This is a genomic window from Burkholderiales bacterium, from assembly GCA_035518095.1.
GTDB lineage: Bacteria > Pseudomonadota > Gammaproteobacteria > Burkholderiales > JAHFRG01 > JAHFRG01.
In genome coordinates this window covers 40,417-62,474 of sequence record DATIXX010000074.1, presented here as the reverse complement: position 1 = coordinate 62,474, position 22,058 = coordinate 40,417, and the positions used below count along the sequence as shown (strand labels likewise).

The window sequence follows — 22,058 nt, the reverse complement described above, 5'->3', positions numbered from 1 at the left end:
AATGTCAGGTTTCTCTTGCCGGCTGCACTGTAGCAGTCGCTCCCCCGGGGGGTGGCGTTTCCCGCGCGGTCTGTGGCGGCTGAACCGGTTTAGGCGGCCGCGGCGGCTTGCCTTCCATGATGTCGGCGATCTGATCGGAATCTACGGTTTCCCATTCTAGAAGTGCCTTCGCCATCGCCTCCACCTTATCGCGGTTTTCTTCTATGAGCCGTCGCGCAAGTTTATATTGTTCGTCGACAATGCGGCGGATTTCCGCATCCACTTTCTGCATCGTCGTTTCGGACACATTCTTGTGTGTGGTGATGGAACGGCCGAGGAACACTTCGCCCTCATTCTCGCCGTAGATCATCGGCCCCAATGTATCTGACATGCCCCACTGGGTAACCATGCGCCGCGCTAATTCGGTCGCGCGCTCAAAGTCGTTGGACGCGCCCGTGGTCATCTGATGCATGAAAATTTCTTCTGCGATGCGCCCGCCGAACAGTACTGCAATATTTTGCAGGATGTGTTCGCGATCCATGCTGTAGCGGTCCTCCTGCGGCAACTGCATGGTCACACCCAGGGCGCGGCCGCGCGGAATAATGGTGACTTTGTGCACCGGGTCAGTCTTCGGCAAAAGCCGCGCCACAACCGCGTGCCCCGATTCATGATAAGCGGTGTTGCGGCGTTCCTGCTCGGGCATCACCATGGAGCGGCGTTCGGTCCCCATGATGACCTTGTCCTTGGCGCGCTCGAAATCATCCATGTCCACCAGCCTCTTGTTGAAGCGCGCCGCAAACAACGCAGCTTCATTCACGAGGTTGGCAAGATCCGCGCCGGAAAAGCCGGGTGTGCCGCGCGCCAGAATATCGGCCCGAACGTCGGGCGCGATTGGCACCTTGCGCATGTGCACCAATAGAATCTGTTCGCGCCCGCGGATGTCGGGAAGCGGGACTACGACCTGCCGGTCAAAGCGGCCTGGGCGCAGCAGCGCCGGATCGAGCACATCGGGGCGGTTGGTTGCCGCGATCACAATCACACCGGCGCCGGTCTCGAATCCGTCCATCTCCACCAGCAACTGGTTCAGCGTTTGTTCGCGTTCGTCATTTCCGCCGCCGAGTCCTGCGCCGCGTTGGCGACCAACGGCATCGATTTCATCGATGAACACGATGCATGGTGCGTGTTTTTTCGCCTGCTCGAACATGTCGCGCACTCGCGCAGCGCCGACACCGACAAACATTTCCACGAAGTCGGAGCCTGAAATGCTGAAGAAAGGCACCTTGGCTTCGCCCGCAATAGCGCGTGCGAGCAACGTTTTGCCGGTTCCAGGGTTGCCCACCATCAGCACACCTCGCGGGATGCGCCCTCCGAGCTTCTGGAATTTGCCCGGATCACGCAGGAAATCCACTAATTCCGCAACCTCTTCTTTCGCTTCCTCGCATCCGGCAACGTCGGCAAATGTCACCTGGTTGTTCGATTCATCCATCATGCGCGCACGACTCTTTCCGAATGAGAACGCGCCTCCACGCCCGCCTCCCTGCATCTGGCGCATGAAAAATATCCACACACCGATCAAAAGCAGCATCGGGAACCAGGAAACAAAAATATTCACCAGCAGCGAAGGTTCCTCATCCGGCTTGGCCTCGATGATCACTCCGTTCTTCAAAAGGTCGCTCACCAACCAGGGGTCGGATGGCGCATACGTGACGAAGCGCTTGCCGTCGGTCTTGACTCCCTTGAGCGTGCGACCTTCAATCGTGACTTTGGCAATGTGGCCCTGCTTCACTTCGTCGATAAATTGCGAATATTCCATCGGCGATTGCACGGACTGTCGCGCGCTGAATTGGTTGAAAACCGACATCAGCACGAGTGCAATTACCAGCCAGATCACCAGATTTTTTACTAAATTATTCAAATTCGCTCCTGATCGTTCGAAAAGAAGTTACCCCAACTACTATTCTAACCGCATTTATCCGCTGGTGTTAGCCTTGTTCAGCCTATCGTAAGCCCCTGCCCAGCAAGTAAATTTCGCTGCTCCTTCCACGCGAGGCCTTGGGCTTGCGGGAAACCACCTGTTTAAAGCGGGCGCGCATGGCTTTCAAGAAATCTTCAAAAGCAGCGCCCTGGAAAACTTTGACCAGGAGCCCGCCCTGCGGTTTCAGCGCTTTTACGGAAAAGTCGAGAGCGCATTGAGCAAGCTCCATGACCCGGGCTTGATCATGGCTGGCCACTCCACTGATATTGGGCGACAAATCGCAAATTACAAGATCTGCACTTTTACCCTGCAGCTTGCTGTGCAGCTGCATTAAAGCGGTATCGTCGCGGAAATCTCCACAAATGAAATCGACCCCGGCGATCGGCTGCATGTGAACGGCATCCAGCGCGATGACCTTGCCTTGCTTACCGACCTTTTCGGCAGCAACTTGCGACCAGCTGCCAGGGGCTGCCCCCAGATCAACCACCAGCATGCCCGGCGCCAATAGGCGGTCGCGTTCGATGATTTCCAGGAGCTTGAACGCGGCGCGCGAACGTAAGCCCTGATTCCGTGCGCATTTCACGTAAAAATCGTTGACGTGCTCGCGCATCCAAGCGCTGCTGGTATTCGAACGTTTCATTGGGGAACGTGAAGAAACGGCCGGGAATAGCTGGCGCATCCCAAAATCAGATCATGGAGCAGCAGTCGGTTGCCGCACCACCAGCACCAAGGCGAGCGCGGCTTGCACGACGTACAGCGCGCTGTAAATACCGTACCAAGAGGCAGAACGGTCCTCCAGTATGCTTTCAATGGCCTGTCGAGGCAGCGTCCAGTTCTTAACGAGTTCCAGTATGGGCTGGGCGAAATAGCCCAGCAAGGTCAACAGAAACATTACCATTGCAATCCAGAAAAAAAACTGCCCGAAGGAAACAACGCCCTGCCTGATAAGACGGAACAAAATAAGATAAGCCCCGCAACCCATCCCAATGTAGCCCACCACAGCAAACATTTTGCCGGCAAGCATAACGGCCAGCGCGCGGTCTTCGACCGTGACAAAAATTAGCGGCACGGCGATTAACCCGATTGCCCACAACACCCCGGCCCACAAGGTCACAGCAATCCAGTGCAAACTATCTGCGAGATATCCCATACCGGCGATTATATATACTTTACATCCAGAATTTCATACTCGCGCGTCCCGCTGGGTGCCTGAACTTCGCCAACATCGCCTGGATATTTGCCGATCAGCGCACGCGCAATCGGGGAGCTTATGGAAATTTTGCCCTGCTTGATGTCCGCTTCATCCTCTCCGACGATCTGATAGGTGAATTTCTCACCGCCACCAAGGTCTTTCAGCGCCACCGTAGCACCGAAGACAACAGAGCCATCGGCGTCCAGGAGCGCGGGATTTATTATCTGGGCATTGGCAAGCTTTCTTTCGAGCTCTGCGATGCGTCCTTCAATAAAGCTTTGCCTTTCCTTGGCCGCATGATACTCCGCGTTTTCCGCAAGATCGCCGTGCGTGCGTGCTTCCGCAATCGCAGCTATTACAGCGGGCCGCTGCACGGTCTTGAGTTGCTGCAATTCGCCGCGCAACTGTCCGGCGCCGTTTACAGTCAGTGGAATTTTGTTGGTCATACTGTTCCTACATTATTGAACGGGTGAATTGAAATGCGCTACCGCCTATTTTATATCGCTGCCGCAAAAAAAAATAAATAACTTGGCGCGCCGATTAGCGGCGTGCAGCGATGCCCCGGTGCAGCGCCTGCAGTTCGTAAGGGCGCAATTCACCCATTTGCGCAATCCCCGCGCACGCCGCACGCGCCCCCGCGAGCGTGGTGTAATACGCGACCCTGCGCTGCAGCGCGGCGCGGCGAATTGAATATGAGTCGTGCACCGCGCGTTTATCTTCGACGGTGTTGACGATGAGGCTGATTTCGCCATTCTTGATCATGTCCACAATATGGGGCCGTCCCTCGGCAACCTTGTTGACCGGCGCCACCGCGATGCCTGCGGTTGCGAGCACCGCCGCGGTGCCGCGTGTTGCCACCAGGCTGAAACCGAGCGACTGCAATGTTTTCGCAATTTCCACGGTGCGGGGCTTGTCGGCATTGCGCACACTGATGAAAACCCTGCCCGACGAAGGCAGTTTCTCGCCTGCGGCTATTTGCGATTTCACGAACGCCTCCGGGAATGTAGCGCCTACGCCCATCACTTCTCCAGTAGATTTCATTTCCGGACCAAGAATGGTATCGGCGCCCGGAAACTTAATGAACGGAAATACCGCTTCCTTGACGCAGAAGTACTTTGGCACTACACCCGTAGTCACGGCTTGCTGTTTTAAGGTCCGGCCGACCATGCAGCGCGCGGCGATTTTGGCGAGCGGCAATCCAGTCGCCTTGGATACGAATGGTACAGTGCGCGAGGCGCGCGGGTTGACTTCGAGCACATAAACAGTCTCGCCCTGAATTGCGTACTGCACGTTCATGAGTCCCACCACTTTTAGCGCGTACGCCAGCGCAGTGGTTTGGCGGCGCAACTCGTCCTGCAGTTTTTCGGAAAGACTAAATGGCGGAAGTGAACAGGCTGAATCGCCGGAATGTACGCCCGCCTGTTCGATATGTTCCATTATGCCTCCGATCAGCACGTCCTTCCCGTCACAAACCGCGTCTACATCGACCTCGGTAGCGTCATTTAGAAAGCGATCCAGCAGAACCGGCGAATCGTTGGAAACTTTCACCGCTTCCCGCATATAGCGCTCAAGGTCCTCCTGCTGGTGCACGATTTCCATGGCGCGTCCCCCCAGCACGTAGCTTGGCCGCACCACCAGTGGATAACCGATTTCTTCGGCCAGGCGCAGCGCTTTCTGCGGCGTGCGCGCAGTGCGGTTCGGCGCCTGCTTGAGATTGAGTTCATCCAGCATCTTTCGAAAACGCTCGCGGTCCTCCGCGCAGTCAATCATATCCGGCGTTGTGCCGATAATCGGAACCCGGCTTGCTTCCAGGTCGCGCGCAAGTTTCAGCGGTGTTTGGCCGCCGTATTGCACAATCACCCCCTGCGGATTCTCAACATGCACTATTTCCAACACATCTTCCAGTGTGAGCGGTTCGAAGTAGAGTCGGTCCGAAGTATCATAATCGGTCGAAACGGTCTCCGGGTTGCAGTTCACCATGATGGTTTCAAAGCCGTCTTCGCGCAGCGCGAGCGCCGCATGTACGCAGCAGTAATCAAACTCGATTCCCTGGCCAATGCGGTTCGGTCCTCCGCCCAGCACCAGGATTTTGCGCTTTCGGGTGGGTTGCGCCTCGCATTCCTCCTCGTACGTCGAATACATATAGGCGGTGTGCGTGGCAAATTCAGCGGCACAGGTGTCCACACGTTTATACACCGGGCGCAGTGCAAGCTGCCAGCGTTTCTGCCTTACGGCCACCTCTGAAGCATTCAGCAAACGGGATAGGCGCACATCGGAGAAGCCGCTCCTTTTCAGCCGCCGCAGCTCAACTTCGCTCAACTGATCGAGCTTTTTCTCTTTTAGAAACTGTTCCTGCCTTACAAGATCCTCGATCTGGGCCAGGAACCACGGGTCAATACTGGTCAGCTCATGCGCCTCATTCACTTTCATGCCGCAGCGGAACGCGTCGGCGATGTACCAAATGCGTTCCGGCCCGACATGACCCAACTCGTTTTCAATCACATCGCGGTCAGCGGTTTTTTCGTCGAGTCCTTCGCTTCCGGTTTCAAGTCCCCGCAGCGCTTTCTGCAGAGATTCCTGAAAGGTACGACCAATTGCCATGACTTCGCCCACCGATTTCATCTGGGTAGTCAGTCGGTCGTCGACGCGAGGAAACTTTTCAAAGGCGAAACGAGGCAGCTTGGTAACGACATAGTCAATGGTAGGCTCGAAAGACGCCGGCGTCGCGCCTCCGGTAATTTCGTTTCTCAATTCATCAAGGGTATATCCTATCGCCAGCTTCGCGGCCACTTTGGCGATGGGAAAACCGGTCGCTTTGGACGCCAAAGCAGAGGAACGCGACACTCGCGGATTCATTTCGATTATCAGCATACGGCCGTTTTTGGGATTAACGGCAAACTGCACGTTGGATCCGCCGGTATCTACTCCGATTTCGCGCAACACCCTGATCGAGGCGTCGCGCATGATCTGGTATTCTTTGTCGGTGAGCGTTTGCGCCGGCGCCACGGTGATCGAATCGCCAGTGTGTACCCCCATCGGATCGAAATTTTCGATCGAGCACACGATGATGCAGTTGTCTTTTCGGTCGCGCACGACCTCCATCTCGAACTCTTTCCACCCGATCACGGACTCCTCGACCAGCAGTTCCTTGGTAGGAGATGCTTCCAGGCCGCGCTCGCAAATAGCGAGGAATTCCTCCAGGTTATAGGCGATACCTCCGCCAGTACCGCCCAGCGTGAAAGACGGACGAATCACCGTGGGAAACCCGACCATCGCCTGCACCTGCAGGGCTTCCTCCACGCTGTGAGCAAGGGCCGACCGTGGCGACGCGAGCCCTATCTTGTTCATCGCGAACTTGAATTTCTCCCTGTCTTCCGCCTTGTCTATGGCTTCGCGCGACGCGCCGATCATTTCCACGCCGTACTTTTCCAGCACGCCATGCCGGGCAAGATCAAGGGCGCTGTTCAACGCCGTTTGGCCCCCCATAGTGGGCAACAGTGCGCCCGGGCGTTCAATTGCGATGATTTTTTCCAGCATCTGCCAGTTGATGGGCTCGATGTACGTGGCGTCGGCCATTTCCGGATCGGTCATGATGGTTGCCGGGTTCGAATTCACCAAAATTATGCGGTAGCCTTCTTCTTTAAGCGCCTTGCACGCCTGCGCGCCGGAATAGTCAAACTCGCACGCCTGGCCGATGATAATGGGGCCGGCGCCAATGATCAGAATGCTTTTGAGGTCGGTGCGTCTAGGCATCTTTAACTGACCGCGAGCACGCATAGAGGCAAAGAGTCAATTTGTTTTGCCCGCTCCGCTGCTCATTTTCTCAGCGATTCCCCTTTTCGTTCGTCCATAAGTTTGATGAATCGGTCAAACAAGGTATCCATGTCGTGAGGGCCAGGACTGGCTTCTGGATGCCCCTGGAAGCAGAAAGCCGGTTTGTCGGTGCGTGCAAGCCCTTGCAGGCTGCCGTCGAAAAGTGAGATATGCGTGACGCGCAAGTTTGGCGGTAAACTTGCTTTATCCACCGCGAAGCCATGGTTTTGGCTGGTGATCATGACGTGCCCGCTGTCGAGCTCCAGTACCGGGTGGTTCGCGCCGTGATGTCCGAATTTCATTTTCACCGTCTTCGCGCCGCTGGCGAGCGCCAGCAATTGATGGCCGAGACAAATGCCAAAAATGGGAATATCTGCATCGAGGAATTCGCGAATGGCCTTGATGGCGTAATCGCACGGCTCGGGGTCACCCGGCCCGTTGGATAGGAAGATCCCGTCCGGGCTTACTGCCAACGCGTCGCTGGCGCCGGTTTGTGCCGGAAGCACGGTAACGCGGCAGCCGCGAGCCGTCAGTTTTCTCAGGATATTGTTCTTGATCCCGTAATCATAGGCGGCCACATGGTGCTTCGGCGCCTGCGGTGTGTTGTAACCCCGGCCAAGCACCCACACGCCATCATTCCAGTCGAAAGGCCGCTCGCAGCTCACGATCTTGGCCAGGTCCATTCCGGCAAGGCCGGGAAATGCGCGCGCTTGTTTGAGGGCCTCTTGCTCGTCAATATTACCCGCCATGATGCAACCGTTTTGTGCGCCCTTTTCGCGCAACATGCGGGTAAGCTTTCGCGTATCTATTCCGGCAATCGCCACCACCTCTTGGCTGTTGAGAAATTCGGGAAGAGTTTGCGTTTCCCGCCAGCTGCTGGAAGCCGGTGGCAGATCGCGGATCACCAGGCCGCTGGCAAACACGCGGCGCGATTCGGTATCCTCGGGGTTGACTCCGGTATTGCCGATATGCGGGTAAGTCAGTGTAATGATTTGCTTGCAGTAAGAAGGATCGGTGAGGATTTCCTGATAACCGGTAATTGCGGTATTGAACACCACTTCACCAGCAGCCGCGCCTTCGCAGCCTATCGATATGCCGCGAAAAATGGTGCCATCGGCGAGCGCGAGGACGGCAGGCTTCCATTGCGGCACAAAAAACTCCTACGGCAGGTGGATATGGAAAGCGGGACGGGCTTTGCGCCCATCCCGCTTCTCAAGCTACAAAATTATACGCTATCAGCAAGCGCCTATCAACGCGGGCTGCTAGCGCAGGCCAAGTACATCCTGCATATCGAACTGTCCGTTTTTCTTGTCCTTGAGGAAGCGCGCAGCGCGCAATGCGCCTGCGGCAAACGTGCCGCGGCTGGTCGCTTTATGGGTAATTTCGATGCGTTCTCCACTGCCGGCAAACAACACGGTGTGGTCGCCAACGATATCACCGCCGCGTACTGAAGAAAAACCAATGGCGGAGGCAGAGCGCTCGCCGGTCATTCCATGCCTGCCGTAGACTGCCGCTTTGGAGAGATCCCGCCCCAGGGTTTCCGAAATCACCTTTCCCATTCGCAAAGCGGTGCCCGAAGGCGCATCGGTCTTATGACGGTGATGCGCTTCGATAATTTCAATGTCATAGTCTTGGTTCAGCGTTTTTGCGGTAGTCTCCAGGAGCTTGAAAACCAGATTTACCCCGGCGCTCATGTTCGGCGCATATACAAATGCGATGTCTTTTGCCGCACTGCTGAGTTTCTGCTCCTGCTGCGAAGTCAGTCCGGTTGTGCCAACCACCATCTTTACTCCGCGGGTCCGGCAAAGTTCCAGATGTTTTAGCGTACCTTCGGGACGGGTGAAATCTATCAACACATCGGTTCCATCGAGCCCGCCGCAAACATCGTCGGTGATAAGTACGTTGCTCGGCATGCCGCAAAGCTCGCCTGCGTCCTTTTTCAGATACGGGCTGCCGGAAATGTCGAACGCCGCGTGCAAGCGCAGATCTTTTGCCTGTAGCACCGCTTCTATTAACGCACGGCCCATTCTGCCGGAACTGCCGGCAACTGCAATATTTAGCTTGGTCATGATGATTATTATGTTATTCGGCGTCTCAGGCGACTTTTTGCGTCGGCCTTTTATAGTTGTAGCGTATAAAGGCGGGGAAACGCTTTGCCTATACCATTATGCACGCCACCCCTGGCGTTTCACGGCTTGGCCCCACCCGAGTCGGCCGCGTCGGGTTTTGCCTTCTTGTCCGTCTGCGTATTTTGGGGTTCATCCACCGTGTAGGTTGTTTCCGTCTCCTCACTGTCAATACCGATCAGCCGCTTGAAGCGCTGCCAAGTCGTGCCCTTTGGGGCGGTCTTTACTTTTTCACCAGGCTCAATGTCCCCGGCAGCAGCAGCTTGCTCCCTGTCGCTTTCGCTCTCGATACCCAGGATCTGCCGCCACACCCTCTTGAAGCTTAAGCTGCTCAGGGTGGGAACGCTGTTATCGACCTCGGTGTGCACGGGTGGCGCCGGATCTTCGTCGTTTTCGTGACCCCGGAAGCCAATCAAGCGCATAAAGCGCTCACCCACACTGCGCTTTGGCGGAGGCTCGCGATCTGCGTTCACCACGGTGTTGGTCGGAGGTTCCGCGTCCGGCTGCGATTCAGGCTGCGCCTCGGATTGCGTTTCAGGTTTCTCTTCCAATTTTGCCTGTTGCGTTTTCTCCTCTTTTTTGCCAAAGCCAAACAAACTCAGGAAGCGTTCGCCAAAACTCCTCTTGGGTTGCTCCATTAGCGCTTGGTTTGTTTGCTCAGCTTGGCTCTGATCAGATTGCTGTTCAGATTTTGCCTCAGATTTTTCTTGGGCTTGAGACCCGTGTGTTTCTTCCTTCTTGCCAAAGCCCAGTAACCGCATGAAGCGTTCACCAAAACTCCTCTTGGGCTTTTGCGCTTGCGCCTCGTTTGTCTCGTCGGCCTGGGTCTGATCGGGCTGCTGTGCCGATTGCCCGTCGGCTATCACCTGCGTTTGGCTCGCTTGTTCCGCCTGGCCTTGGTCAGCTGGCGATTTGGCTGCTTCTGTCGCTACCGGCGCCGTCTGCGGAGTTGCGCCAAGATCAGATTCCACTTGTTTCAGATCCAGCGTGGGCCGTTTGTCTGGGTTTGACTGTTCGGGAACCGACGCCAAGGCAGGAACAGCCTTCGGCGCCCAAAATTTCGAACCCGGTACATTATCGCTGGGCGGTATCGCCGCTCCCTCGATGGTTTTTAACTGATCGCCCTCAAACACCACCGTAAGCCTGCTTTGATCGAGGAGTTTGCCGTCCTTGCTCATGCGGTATACATAATCCCAGCGGTCGGCGTGAAAGGGATCCACAATCAGCGGCGTACCAAGCGCATAGCGCACTTGGGCCTTGGTCATCCCGGGTTTAATCTTGCTCAGCATTTCATCGGTCACAACGTTGCCCTGCTGCACATCAATCTTGTAAGGAGTCACCAGGGTTTCCGCTGAGCACGCGGCGAGGAACAAAACGAGCAGGATAATAGCGAAGCGCATCAGAAAATTACCGTTTAACCAGGGAGCTGTATAAGCCTATAATAGCCCATCTGGATTCCTATTATGCAGCGAAATCATGAGCTCACCAAGCGATCTTAAAACTATAGGCCTTAAGGCCACGCTGCCCCGCCTTAAAATCCTCAATTTATTCGAAAACAGCTCGGTACGCCATTTGACGGCGGAAGACGTTTATAAAGTGCTGATCAAAGAGGGGCTGGATATAGGGCTTGCTACGGTATATCGCGTGCTTACGCAGTTCGAGCAGGCGGGACTATTGATACGCCACCACTTTGAAAGCGGCAAGGCGGTCTTTGAATTGAACCAGGGCGGGCATCACGATCACTTGGTGTGCATACAATGCGGGCGCGTGGAAGAATTTTTCGATGACGAAATCGAGCGCCGCCAAATCAAAATTGCCGAGGAACGGGGATTTACCATCCATGAGCATTCGCTTCATCTTTACGCCGACTGCACCAAACCCGATTGCCCGTACAGGACTTCCTGACGCGGGTGGCAGACCTACGGCTGGTTACTCCTTCTTAGATCGCCCACAAAGAATAGCCAAAAAAAGGCCCCCAAACTCGGGCTCGCGCTGCGCGCTTAAACTGTGCTCGCTTTACTTTGCCCATTTTAGATTCGTGACCTGGCGCCTTACGGGGGTAGCAAAGACCCTCCGCTCCACCAAAAAAAGAAAGCCGGAATTAACCCGGCCTTCTTACTGCTGAAATGCTTGAGAGATTTAAGCGGATTGAATATTGGCCGCCTGCTTCTTGCCTTTGTTTCCCTCGACGATTTCGAAGCTCACTTTCTGCCCTTCTTTAAGGGTTTTGAAGCCCTGCATGTTGATTGCCGAGAAGTGAGCGAATAAATCTTCCCCGCTCACATCCGGGGTTATAAATCCAAAACCCTTCGCGTCATTAAACCACTTTACAGTTCCGGTTGCCATTTTACGTTCCTTAGTTAAATTGAAAAAACAGGACAAGCCTGGTTAATGTCTAAATCTCAAGGCTTGGAAAGAACGAAAATTAACAACCAATTCAGACTCTCAAAACTTGAAACTAAACGTGCGGCATTGTGCCTACTTATGATCTGCTTGTCAAAATAATTTGACCGCCAGCCGCATCGGGCGCTATCTGCCTCCGGTAACATCAAGGAATGCACCGGTCGTATATGAAGACTCTTCAGAAAGCAGCCAAATAATCGCGTTTGCCACCTCGTCAGCGGTGCCACCGCGCTTCATCGGCACCAATTCCTTGACGCGATCCACCCGGTTCGGTTCCCCTCCGCTTGCGTGAATCTCGGTGTAGATAAAACCGGGCCGCACCGCATTGACGCGAATGCCTTCGTCGGCGACTTCCTTGGCCAGTCCTATGGTCATTGAATCAATCGCACCTTTGGAGGCGGCGTAGTCCACGTATTCTCCCGGCGAGCCAAGGCGCGATGCAAACGATGACACGTTGACAATAACTCCTCCCGCGCCGCCGTGCTTGGTGGACATGCGCCTGACGGCCTCGCGCGCGCACAGAAAACACCCGGTAACGTTCGTTGCAAACACGCGCTTTAGACGAGCCGCGTCCATATCCTCGAGCTTCATTTGCCGCTCCAAAATCCCGGCGTTATTGACAAGGGCGGTGATGCGACCCAATTCTTTGTCGACGGTTTCGAACAATCGAATTACTTCGGATTCGGAAGCCACGTCGGCAGCCACGGTTATTGCTTTTCCTCCAGCGCGGTTGATTGCACCGGCAACAGCGTCAGCGGCGACCCTGTTATGAATATAATTGACGCACACGGCGTAGCCGCGCTGCGCGGCCTGGCGTGCCGTGGCAGCGCCTATGCCCCGACCCGCGCCAGTAATGACGATTACCCTATCCATGACTCAAATAACGGTATGCAAGCCTGCCGCAATTGGCATCCATCATGCGAATGATGAGTTACCGTTTGGAAGCGCTGGCAATGGCATTGAGCATCTCGGCAGCGTGCTTGCGCGTAGTTTCAGTGATTTTGACTCCGCCCAACATGCGAGCGATCTCTTCGATGCGCGCCTTTTCATCCATCACGTCGATGTGGCTGAGGATCGAGCCGTTAACCGACGATTTGCTCACCTGCCATTGCTGATCCCCCGCTGCCGCGACTTGCGGCAAATGCGTGATACAGAGCACCTGGCGCTCTTTACCAAGTCTTTTTAGCAGCCTGCCGACGATCTCCGCGACACGCCCCCCGATGCCGGCGTCAACTTCATCGAAAATCAGAGTCGGCACCGCCCCGATTCTGCTGGTGGCGACTTGAATTCCCAGGCTGATGCGAGATAATTCCCCACCCGACGCAACCTTCGCGAGCGGCCGCAAAGGCGCGTCCTTATGAACGCTGACCAGAAATTCCACATGCTCCTGGCCGCAAGCCGAACCTTCTTCGAGCGCATTCACTAATACCGAAAATTCGCCCCCGCTCATCGCAAGGCTCTGCATCATCTCGGTGACTTCCAGCGACAGAGATTTTGCCGCTTTCTTGCGTGCTGCGCTTAATCTTTTAGCGTGGGCTAGGTATGCGCTGTTCGCGGATTGTTCCAGCTCTTTCAGTTCTTCAGTTCCGCCGACCCCGCCCATTTCCTCCAAGCGCTGTTCGAATTTTCCCAACAAATCCGGAATTTCCTCCGGTTTTACACGGTACTTGCGGGCGGCGGAATGAATCGCTTCCATGCGCCGCTCCGCTTGCTGCAAACGCTCGGGGTCGAGATCGAGTTTCTCCTGGTAATGCCGAATGCTGTACACCGCTTCCTGCAGCTGGATTTGCGCCGGTTCCAGAATATCCAAAACTTCCTTTAAGCCGGAGTCGTGCTCAATCAAGTTCCCGAAACGGGAAATCAGCGAATTGAGCTGTGGAATGAGCGCTGACTCGTTTTCCGAAAGAACACCAAGGGCCGTCCCCGCAGCCTCCAGCAAAGCCGCCGCGTGTGCCAGACGCGAATGATCCGCTTGCAGCCCTTGCCATTCGTCGGGTGAAAAACTCAGTGTTCTGAGTTCGCGCGATTGCCACTCCAGTTGCTCGCGTTCAGCCGCGAAGGCGGCGGCGTTGCTCTCCCATTCCTGGCGCCGCTTGCGCAAGCTTTGCCATCGATGGAAATGCTCAGCGACCTGCGAAGCCAGCTCCTTTAATCCGCCGTAAGCGTCTACCAGTTCACGCTGCGATTCGGCCTTCAGCAATGTCTGGTGTGCGTGCTGGCCGTGGATTTCGACCAGTTTCTCGCCAACCTCGCGCAGCTGCTGCACCGTCGCCGAATGACCGTTGATGAATCCGCGCGAGCGGCCGTTTGCTTCGATCACCCGACGCATCAAACAAACGCCGGAATCGCCTTCCAGGTCATTTTCGCGCATCCAGGCGGAAAGCTTGTCCAAGTTACCGATATCGAACTCGGCAGCAATCTCGGCGCGCTCGGCGCCGGTACGCACCACCAGACCGTCGGCCCGTTCGCCCAGTGTAAGAGCCAGCGCATCGATCAATATGGATTTCCCCGCCCCGGTTTCTCCCGTTAACACGGTAAAGCCCGCTTTGAATTCGAGCTCCATTGTATCGACAATAACAAAATCGCGGATGGTGAGGGCTTGCAACATAGCTATGAAGTTTTATTCCAGTGCAGCTTTTCACGCAGCATGTGGTAATAATTGTGTCCCACCGGGTGCAGTAGGCGGATCGTCGCAGGGGCCCGCCGCACCTGAATTTTGTCGCCGTCGCGCAAATCGAAATGCGAATGACTGTCGAAGTGCGCACGCGCGTCGCCCGAATCGTGCATGAGAATTTCGACAGTAGATTCACCGCTCACGATGATGGGCCGGTTGCTCAAGGTGTGAGGAGCGACCGGCACCAGAGCGATCAGGCTCAGCGACGGATGCACGATCGGCCCGCCAGCCGACAGCGCGTATGCCGTGGACCCGGTGGGAGTGGAAACAATCAGGCCGTCTGAACGCAGGGTATACACGTACTGCTGGTTGATATGGACGTCGAATTCTATCAGGCTGCCCTTCGCGCCCTTGCTCACCGCCACGTCGTTGAAGACCAGCACTTTCAGCACGCTCTGGTTGCTGCTGAATATTTCGGCGGATAGCAGCATGCGCTGTTCGGCGACATAGTTACCGTCAAGGATTGCTCCGATGGTCTCGAGCATCGTATCCAGTGAAATATCCGTGAGAAATCCCAGCCGCCCCTGGTTCACCCCCACCAGGGCGACGTCGTGGGGCGCAAAAGTACGGGCGATATTCAGCATGGTGCCGTCGCCGCCGATTACAATTGCAAGTTTGGCGCGCTTGCCAATGTCCTCGAGCGCCATTACTGGATAAGTGTTGTTTTCGAGGTGCGCCGCGGTCAGCCGGTCGACCAGCACCGTGGCGCCTCTGTCCGTCAGGTAGCGCGCCAAAGTTTGCAGATACCCGGCGATTTCCGGGCTTTTGTATTTGCCGATGAGGGCAATGGTTTTGAAGGTATCGTTCATGCCCAAATTAAACCATAAAAAGATGGGTAAGGTGTGAACGGCAAAGCGCCCGGGGAGAAGCGCTTTTTTCATTAACGCGTTTTCCGCCACTTTTAGCGCGCATCTTTGTGTAGAATTAAGGAACCTCTGATACAAAGCGCGCAGGCGCGACGGATGGCTTTCCGGGGGCCATACGCGAAGCGAGGAGCGAGGTGTGCTGGGTTTGCACACCAGCGACGAGCGACAAAGTTTGACGCACGGAAAGCCCCGTTCTATCGGGTTGCGGCGAAATTTGCCGCTGGCGGCGTTGCTTGGCTCGCGAATGGCTTCTACTTAACTATTCGCTTAAGCCTTGCGCCCAGCCATCGGTTCCATTCTGCCGGCAACGCGGTTACATGAACTTTATCTGAGGCTCCAGTCATGCTGAGTGAACGCGCCCGTATCCTGCTTAAAACTCTGGTGGAACGCTATATCACCGAGGGCCAGCCTATCGGCTCGCGCGCGCTCTCGAAATATTCAGGCCTGGATTTAAGCTCGGCCAGCATTCGCAATATCATGGCCGACCTTGAGGACATGGGTTTTATCGCCAGTCCGCATACCTCGGCGGGACGTGTACCCACCGCGCTCGGCTACCGGTTCTTCGTAGATACGCTACTCACCATCAAACCTCTCGACGTTACGCAAGTCAGCCAGCTCGAAGGCCAGCTACAAACCGACAATACGCAAAAACTAGTGCATTCCGCCTCGCATTTGCTCTCGGATCTCACGCATTTTGCCGGCGTTGTGGTAAATCCGAAACGCCGTTGCGCCACGTTTCGGCATATTGAATTTCTAAGCCTATCCGACAAGCGCATCCTTTTAATCATCGTCACTCCAGAAGGCGATGTTCAAAATCGCATCATCCTCACAGAGAAGAAATATTCACCCGCCGAGCTAATCCAGGCCGCAAATTTCCTTAACCAGAATTTTGCCGGCAATACCTTTGAAGAGATTCGCAAGCACATCCAACGAGAACTCCAGCAGCTGCACAGCGATATGAGCGCCTTGATGACCGCAGCGCTGGATGTAGGCAGCCAGGCAGTCTCCGAGTCCTCCGGGGATTATGTTATTTCAGGTGAACACAACCTGCTGCGCGTGCAGGACTTATCCTCAAATATGGCACACCTGCGGAAGCTTTTTGATCTGTTCGAGCAGAAAACGGCGCTGCTGCAGCTGCTCGATGTAAGCAGCCGCGCCCACGGGGTGCAGATTTTCATCGGTAACGAGTCTGGCTTGCTGCCGCTCGATGAATGCAGCGTGGTCACCGCACCGTACGAGGTGGATGGACAAATTGTAGGTACTGTGGGCGTGATCGGACCCACGCGCATGGCCTATGAGCGTGTCATTCCGATTGTAGACATCACCGCGAAACTTCTCACCAGCGCACTTTCGCAACATTAAAATTTAATGTCATCCTACCGCGCGGAACCCCCTTATCAGCACGGCACGCAGGCGCAAACTGGGATCCTGCTTGTCAATCTCGGCACCCCGGATGCGCCGACGGCCCGGTCGTTACGCTCCTATCTCAAGCAATTCCTGTCCGACGCGCGGGTTATCGAGATTCCCCGCGTTATCTGGGGACCAGTTCTGCACGGCATTATCCTCAATATGCGCCCGAGAAAGTCTGCGCAACGATACGCCAAAATCTGGATGAGCGAAGGCTCGCCGCTTAGGGTGCACACCGAACGCCAAACAAAATTGCTGCGCGGCTATTTGGGGGAGAGGATCAAATCGCCGTTGAGTATCGAATACGCGATGCGCTACGGGAGTCCGTCGATTGCTTCATCGCTTGCCGCTCTTAAGCACTGCGAGCGCATTCTGCTGCTGCCGCTCTACCCGCAGTACGCTGCCAGCACCACTGCGAGCAGCTTCGATGCGGTATTCCAGGAATTGCTTCGCACGCGCAACGCGCCGGCGTTGCGCACCGTCAAGCATTATCACGACCATCCGGCGTACATCGCGGCACTGGCCCAAAACGTTAATGACTACTGGATGAAAAATGGTCGTCCCGACAAGCTTGTTATCAGTTTTCACGGAGTGCCGCGCTACACGCTGGATAAAGGCGATCCGTACCATTGCGAATGTCAGAAAACGGCACGGCTGCTCGCCGAGGCGCTGGGTTGGGAGGAGCCACGTTACCAAGTTTGTTTTCAATCGCGCTTTGGACGCGCGGAGTGGCTGAAGCCTTACACCATGGAAGTCCTGCATAAGCTAGGCAAACAGCATACCGAGCGTGTCGATGTGGTGTGCCCGGGCTTTGTCAGCGATTGCTTGGAAACACTGGAAGAAATCGCCATCGAAGGCAAGGCTGCATTCTTGAACAGCGGCGGTACGGAGTTTCATTACATTCCCTGCCTCAATGAGCGCGCCGACTGGATACACGCACTTTGCCAAATCGCGCTGGAAAATCTGCAGGGTTGGGTCTCGGTCAGATACGATGCGCAGGCAGCTCAAGTCGCCGGCCGTTTGAGCCGCGAACGGGCAGTTGCGTTAGGCGCCAAAGCCTGAACATCTTTCTGTAACCGCTTGAAATGGTCGCAAGCGGCCCCATGTTACAAATAAAGCGGAGGAGTGTATGCAAGATTCACAACACAATCAGTCACATGAGCTCATTCAGGAAAAACCTGAAACAGTCGAGCAACAGGCTGAACAGGCGGCCCCCGAGACAACGCCCGAAACCACGCCCAGCTTGGAAGAAATGCTCAAGAAAGCCGAGCTCGCCGCACAGGAGCACCACGATGCGTGGCTGCGGGCGCGCGCAGAAGCCGACAACATCCGTAAACGCGCCCAGGTGGACATCGCCAATGCGCACAAATACGCGATAGAGAACTTCTCCGGCCAGATACTGGCGGTTAAGGACAGCTTGGAAGCGGCGCTGGCCAGTGAAAATGCAACCTTGGAAAGTCTCAAAAGCGGCGTGGAACTGACATTGAAACTGCTTATTTCGATATTCGAAAAATTCAATATTCGGGAAATCACGGCACTGGGTGAAAAGTTTGACCCGCACCGCCACCAGGCCATAACTGCAGTGGAGTCGGCGGGCGAACCGAATACCGTCATTAGCGTCATGCAAAAAGGCTACACACTTAACGATAGGGTCATCAGGCCGGCGTTGGTCGTGGTCGGCAAGCCCAAGAAAGCTTGAACTTGGGCCGTTGCGCCCAGATATTAAAAACTAATAGGTAATTACTCATCTTAAGGAATCGACATGGCAAAGATCATCGGAATCGACTTGGGAACGACCAACTCTTGCGTCGCCGTCATGGAAGGCGGCAAGCCTAAGGTCATCGAAAATTCAGAAGGCTCGCGCACCACGCCTTCGATTGTCGCGTACATGGATGACGGTGAAATCTTGGTCGGCGCGCCGGCCAAGCGCCAGGCGGTGACCAACCCGAAAAACACGCTGTACGCGGTCAAGCGGCTGATCGGCCGCCGCTTCGGCGAAAAAGAGGTGCAGAAGGACATTAATCTGATGCCTTACAAGATCGTCGAGAACAGCAACGGCGACGCTTGGATTGAAGTGCGCGGCAAGAAAATCGCACCGCCCGAAATATCGGCCCAGGTACTGATAAAAATGAAAAAGACCGCGGAAGACTACCTCGGCGAAAACGTCGATGAAGCAGTCATCACCGTCCCGGCCTATTTCAACGATTCGCAGCGCCAGGCGACCAAGGATGCCGGACGCATCGCCGGCCTTGAGGTCAAGCGCATCATCAACGAGCCGACTGCTGCGGCGCTTGCTTTCGGCCTGGACAAAAAAGAAGGCGACCGCAAGATTGCGGTCTACGACCTGGGGGGTGGTACGTTCGACATTTCTATCATCGAAATCGCCGAAGTCGAGGGCGAGCATCAGTTTGAGGTTCTGTCCACCAACGGCGATACGTTCCTCGGAGGCGAGGATTTTGACCAGCGGGTAATCGATTACCTGGCCGACGAATTCAAGAAAGACCAAGGCATAGATCTGCGCAACGATGTGCTGGCCCTGCAGCGCCTCAAGGAAGCGGCCGAAAAAGCCAAGATCGAGCTTTCCAGCACGCAGCAGACTGAAGTTAATTTGCCTTACATCACGGCGGATGCGCGCGGACCCAAACACCTCAATATTAAAATAACCCGCGCCAAATTCGAGAGCCTGGTTGAAGAACTGATTGAAAAAACCGTGGAGCCGTGCAAGATCGCCATCAAGGACGCGGGGGTGAAATTATCCGAAATCGAAGACGTGATACTGGTCGGCGGCCAGACACGCACGCCCAAGGTGCAGGAAAAGGTGAAAGAAATATTCGGCAAGGAACCGCGCAAGGACGTGAATCCGGATGAAGCGGTTGCGGTTGGCGCAGCGATTCAGGCTGGCGTTTTGCAAGGCGAGGTCAAAGACGTGCTGCTGCTGGATGTCACGCCGCTTTCTCTGGGCATCGAAACGCTGGGCGGCGTGATGACCAAACTCATCCAAAAAAATACCACCATCCCGACCAAGGCGCAGCAGGTCTTCTCCACCGCGGACGACAACCAGACCGCAGTGACCATCCACGTACTGCAAGGCGAGCGCGAGATGGCCACCGGCAACAAGAGTCTCGGCCAGTTTAATCTGGCCGATATCCCGCCGGCGCCGCGCGGGCTTCCTCAGATTGAAGTCACCTTCGACATCGACGCTAACGGCATCTTGCACGTTTCAGCCAAGGATAAGGCGACCGGCAAGGAGAACAGGATCACCATCAAGGCAAGTTCCGGCCTCAAGGAAGAGGAAATCAAGCGCATGGTCAAGGATGCCGAAGCGCACGCTGAAGAAGACCGCAAGGCAGTGGAACTTGTGAACGCGCGTAACCAGTGCGATTCCCTTATCCATTCAGTTAAAAAATCGCTGAAGGACTATGGTGAAAAACTCTCGTCCGACGAAAAGGCCAAGATCGAAGCCGCTTTGAAGGACGCCGAAGCCGCTCTGAAAAGCGACGACAAGGCGAAAATCGAGACCAAGAGCCAGGCATTGGCCGAAGCTTCGCACAAGCTGGCGGAGCACATCTACGCCCAGAGCCAAGCGCAACAAGCGCAACAGGCTCAACAGGGCCAAACAGCTACTGCTTCCGCAGACAGCGGTAAAAAATCGGACGACAGTAACGTTGTGGACGCTGAGTTCGAAGAAGTAAAAGACAGCAAGAAATAGCGGGTTGTGACCGCAGAGGCCCAGGGACGCCGGGAGATTGGGACTTCACGGTGCCTTGTGCGTGAGTTTTATGGGGCGACGAAAATACAGAGAAGCGCTAAATTCGGGCTGCAAATAGATTGTCTTTATTTTGTACGTCCGCGTTGCTGCGGTGAAGATCAAACATGACCAAACGCGATTACTATGAAGTGCTTGGTGTCAACCGCGATGCCTCGGAAGCGGAAATCAGGAAAGCTTATCGCAAGTTGGCGATGAAGCATCATCCGGACCGCAATCCGGACAACCCGAAGTCCGAAGAGCAGTTCAAGGAAGCCAAACAGGCTTACGAAATCCTCGGCGACCCCGAAAAGCGCTCGGCATATGATCAGTTCGGGCACGCCGGGTTAGAAGCGCAAGCAGGCATGGGCGGAATGGGCGCGGGTTTCGGAGGCTTCGCCGATGCTTTTGGCGATATTTTCAGCGATATCTTTGGCGGCGCGCGTGCCCGCTCCGGAGCCTACCGCGGCGCCGATCTGCGTTACAACCTTGAAATTACTCTGGAAGAAGCAGCGCGCGGCACCGAAACCCGAATTCGCATTCCAACGATGGCGTTATGCGAAACTTGCCATGGTTCCGGCGCCAAGCCCGGCACCAAGCCGCAAACGTGCTCCACCTGTGGCGGCCACGGTCAGGTGCGCATGCAGCAGGGGTTTTTCTCTATTCAGCAGACTTGCCCGAGATGCCATGGCAGCGGCAAGGTCGTTCCGGAGCCATGTCCGACATGTTACGGCGCGGGCCGCGTAAAGCAGCATAAGACCTTGTCGGTAAAGATTCCGGTCGGGATAGACGACAGCGACCGAATCCGTTTGAGCGGCGAAGGCGAGGCCGGCGTTAGCGGTGGTCCGGCCGGCGATCTGTACGTGGTAATTCATCTAAAGGAGCATGCGGTTTTTACGCGTGACCATAACGACCTGCATTGCGAAATGCCGATCAACTTCACCGTGGCGGCGCTCGGAGGAGAAATTGAAATTCCGACGCTGGACGGGTCCGCCAAGCTCAGGATTCCGGCGGAAACGCAAAACGGCAAGGTCTTCCGTCTTCGCGGCAAAGGCATCAAGGGTGTTCGCAATACATCGTACGGCGATTTATTGTGTCACGTGGTAGTGGAAACACCCGTCAATCTCACTTCGCGTCAGCGCGAGCTTCTTATAGAGCTGGAAAGCATCAACCAACGCGACGGCGGGCGCCACAATCCGCGCGCAAAATCCTGGATGGATAAGGTCAAGGAATTTTTCGCGCAATGAACAAGGAGTGCATCAGCGGTAGGCATAACGTCACCGGCTTTTATATTGACCCAGTCAAATCAAGATACCAACGGAGGAAAATCTATGAAGCGTAGCGACGTAACAGAACAGGTCATTGGCGCCAAGAACCGTAAAGGCCTGACCTGGGCCAAAATCGCCGAGGCCGTCGGCCAAAGCAAGGAGTGGTCAACGGCTGCCCTGCTCGGGCAGATGGCAATGACCAAGAAACAGGCAGAAACGGCGGGAAAAGTTCTGGGACTCAGCGACGAAGCCGTGCTTCTGTTACAGCAGGTGCCTTACAAGGGTTCGCTGCCCAGCGCCGTACCGTCAGACCCGTTGATTTATCGCTTGTATGAGATCGTCAACGTGTACGGCACCACCCTAAAGGAACTCATTCACGAGGAATTCGGGGACGGCATCATGAGTGCAATCGATTTCACCATTAAGATCTCGCGCGAACCCGATCCCAAGGGCGACCGCGTAAACGTAGTAATGAGCGGAAAATACCTTCCTTACAAGACGTTCTAAGTCAGCACCGCACTCGTGGGCGAACTGTGGACAAGCGCAGGTTTTGCACCTCGCCTGACGTGCATTGCGGCGACTGCATGGGGCCCATTACAGCAAAGCGATT

At 55.6% G+C, this 22,058-nt stretch carries 19 protein-coding genes; 7 read left to right on the top strand and 12 right to left on the bottom strand.

Going from position 1 to position 22,058, the window contains the following annotated elements; all coding sequences use genetic code 11:
• Window positions 1-4: 4 nt before the first annotated feature.
• The 8 genes from ftsH to bamE form a co-directional block, all read right to left on the bottom strand.
• Entirely contained in the window at window positions 5-1,894 is a 1,890-nt protein-coding gene (gene ftsH, locus VLV32_11985; protein HUL42604.1) for an ATP-dependent zinc metalloprotease FtsH, read from the bottom strand.
• An 82-nt stretch (window positions 1,895-1,976) separates the two neighbouring features.
• Window positions 1,977-2,594: an RlmE family RNA methyltransferase gene (locus VLV32_11980; protein HUL42603.1), complete on the bottom strand. Its 618-nt coding sequence runs from the start codon at window positions 2,592-2,594 to the stop codon at window positions 1,977-1,979.
• A 51-nt stretch (window positions 2,595-2,645) separates the two neighbouring features.
• Window positions 2,646-3,083 carry a DUF4149 domain-containing protein gene (locus VLV32_11975; GenBank protein HUL42602.1) on the bottom strand — a complete coding sequence of 146 codons (438 nt, stop codon included), beginning with the start codon at window positions 3,081-3,083 and terminating at the stop codon, window positions 2,646-2,648.
• Between the two features lie 29 nt (window positions 3,084-3,112).
• Complete coding sequence (gene greA / locus VLV32_11970) at window positions 3,113-3,592, bottom strand: transcription elongation factor GreA (GenBank protein ID HUL42601.1); 480 nt, start codon at window positions 3,590-3,592, stop codon at window positions 3,113-3,115.
• Window positions 3,593-3,686: 94 nt separating this feature from the next.
• Entirely contained in the window at window positions 3,687-6,899 is a 3,213-nt protein-coding gene (carB, locus tag VLV32_11965; protein HUL42600.1) for a carbamoyl-phosphate synthase large subunit, read from the bottom strand.
• A 62-nt stretch (window positions 6,900-6,961) separates the two neighbouring features.
• Window positions 6,962-8,110: a glutamine-hydrolyzing carbamoyl-phosphate synthase small subunit gene (carA, locus tag VLV32_11960; GenBank protein HUL42599.1), complete on the bottom strand. Its 1,149-nt coding sequence runs from the start codon at window positions 8,108-8,110 to the stop codon at window positions 6,962-6,964.
• A gap of 111 nt (window positions 8,111-8,221) precedes the next feature.
• A complete protein-coding gene (dapB, locus tag VLV32_11955; protein HUL42598.1) occupies window positions 8,222-9,028 on the bottom strand; it encodes a 4-hydroxy-tetrahydrodipicolinate reductase in 807 nt (268 codons plus the stop codon).
• A gap of 119 nt (window positions 9,029-9,147) precedes the next feature.
• The gene (bamE, locus tag VLV32_11950) at window positions 9,148-10,485 is read right to left on the bottom strand and encodes an outer membrane protein assembly factor BamE (protein HUL42597.1); all 1,338 of its coding nucleotides are present in this window, start codon (window positions 10,483-10,485) and stop codon (window positions 9,148-9,150) included.
• A 76-nt stretch (window positions 10,486-10,561) separates the two neighbouring features.
• On the opposite strand from bamE, the gene fur reads away from it, so the two are divergent.
• The gene (gene fur / locus VLV32_11945; GenBank protein HUL42596.1) at window positions 10,562-10,990 is read left to right on the top strand and encodes a ferric iron uptake transcriptional regulator; all 429 of its coding nucleotides are present in this window, start codon (window positions 10,562-10,564) and stop codon (window positions 10,988-10,990) included.
• Between the two features lie 234 nt (window positions 10,991-11,224).
• Here fur and VLV32_11940 read toward each other — a convergent pair whose 3' ends face one another.
• The 4 genes from VLV32_11940 to VLV32_11925 all read right to left on the bottom strand — a co-directional run bounded on the left by VLV32_11940 (window position 11,225) and on the right by VLV32_11925 (window position 15,043).
• Window positions 11,225-11,431 carry a cold-shock protein gene (locus tag VLV32_11940; GenBank protein ID HUL42595.1) on the bottom strand — a complete coding sequence of 69 codons (207 nt, stop codon included), beginning with the start codon at window positions 11,429-11,431 and terminating at the stop codon, window positions 11,225-11,227.
• A gap of 183 nt (window positions 11,432-11,614) precedes the next feature.
• Window positions 11,615-12,361: an SDR family oxidoreductase gene (locus VLV32_11935; GenBank protein ID HUL42594.1), complete on the bottom strand. Its 747-nt coding sequence runs from the start codon at window positions 12,359-12,361 to the stop codon at window positions 11,615-11,617.
• A 58-nt stretch (window positions 12,362-12,419) separates the two neighbouring features.
• On the bottom strand, window positions 12,420-14,096 hold the full coding sequence (recN, locus tag VLV32_11930) for a DNA repair protein RecN (protein ID HUL42593.1): 1,677 nt from the start codon (window positions 14,094-14,096) through the stop codon (window positions 12,420-12,422).
• Between the two features lie 2 nt (window positions 14,097-14,098).
• Complete coding sequence (locus tag VLV32_11925; protein ID HUL42592.1) at window positions 14,099-15,043, bottom strand: NAD kinase; 945 nt, start codon at window positions 15,041-15,043, stop codon at window positions 14,099-14,101.
• Window positions 15,044-15,370: 327 nt separating this feature from the next.
• Between VLV32_11925 and hrcA the strand changes: the two genes are divergently transcribed.
• The 6 genes from hrcA to cynS all read left to right on the top strand — a co-directional run bounded on the left by hrcA (window position 15,371) and on the right by cynS (window position 21,955).
• Window positions 15,371-16,390, top strand: coding sequence for a heat-inducible transcriptional repressor HrcA (gene hrcA / locus VLV32_11920; protein HUL42591.1), 1,020 nt, complete (start codon window positions 15,371-15,373; stop codon window positions 16,388-16,390).
• A 6-nt stretch (window positions 16,391-16,396) separates the two neighbouring features.
• Window positions 16,397-17,497, top strand: a complete 1,101-nt coding sequence (gene hemH, locus VLV32_11915) for a ferrochelatase (protein ID HUL42590.1) — start codon at window positions 16,397-16,399, stop codon at window positions 17,495-17,497.
• A 67-nt stretch (window positions 17,498-17,564) separates the two neighbouring features.
• Window positions 17,565-18,134 (top strand): nucleotide exchange factor GrpE, encoded by a 570-nt coding sequence (grpE, locus tag VLV32_11910; protein HUL42589.1) that lies wholly within the window; start codon window positions 17,565-17,567, stop codon window positions 18,132-18,134.
• A 63-nt stretch (window positions 18,135-18,197) separates the two neighbouring features.
• Window positions 18,198-20,144, top strand: coding sequence for a molecular chaperone DnaK (gene dnaK / locus VLV32_11905; protein HUL42588.1), 1,947 nt, complete (start codon window positions 18,198-18,200; stop codon window positions 20,142-20,144).
• 164 nt (window positions 20,145-20,308) lie between these two features.
• Complete coding sequence (gene dnaJ / locus VLV32_11900; protein ID HUL42587.1) at window positions 20,309-21,427, top strand: molecular chaperone DnaJ; 1,119 nt, start codon at window positions 20,309-20,311, stop codon at window positions 21,425-21,427.
• A gap of 84 nt (window positions 21,428-21,511) precedes the next feature.
• Window positions 21,512-21,955 (top strand): cyanase, encoded by a 444-nt coding sequence (gene cynS / locus VLV32_11895; protein HUL42586.1) that lies wholly within the window; start codon window positions 21,512-21,514, stop codon window positions 21,953-21,955.
• Window positions 21,956-22,058: the final 103 nt, after the last annotated feature.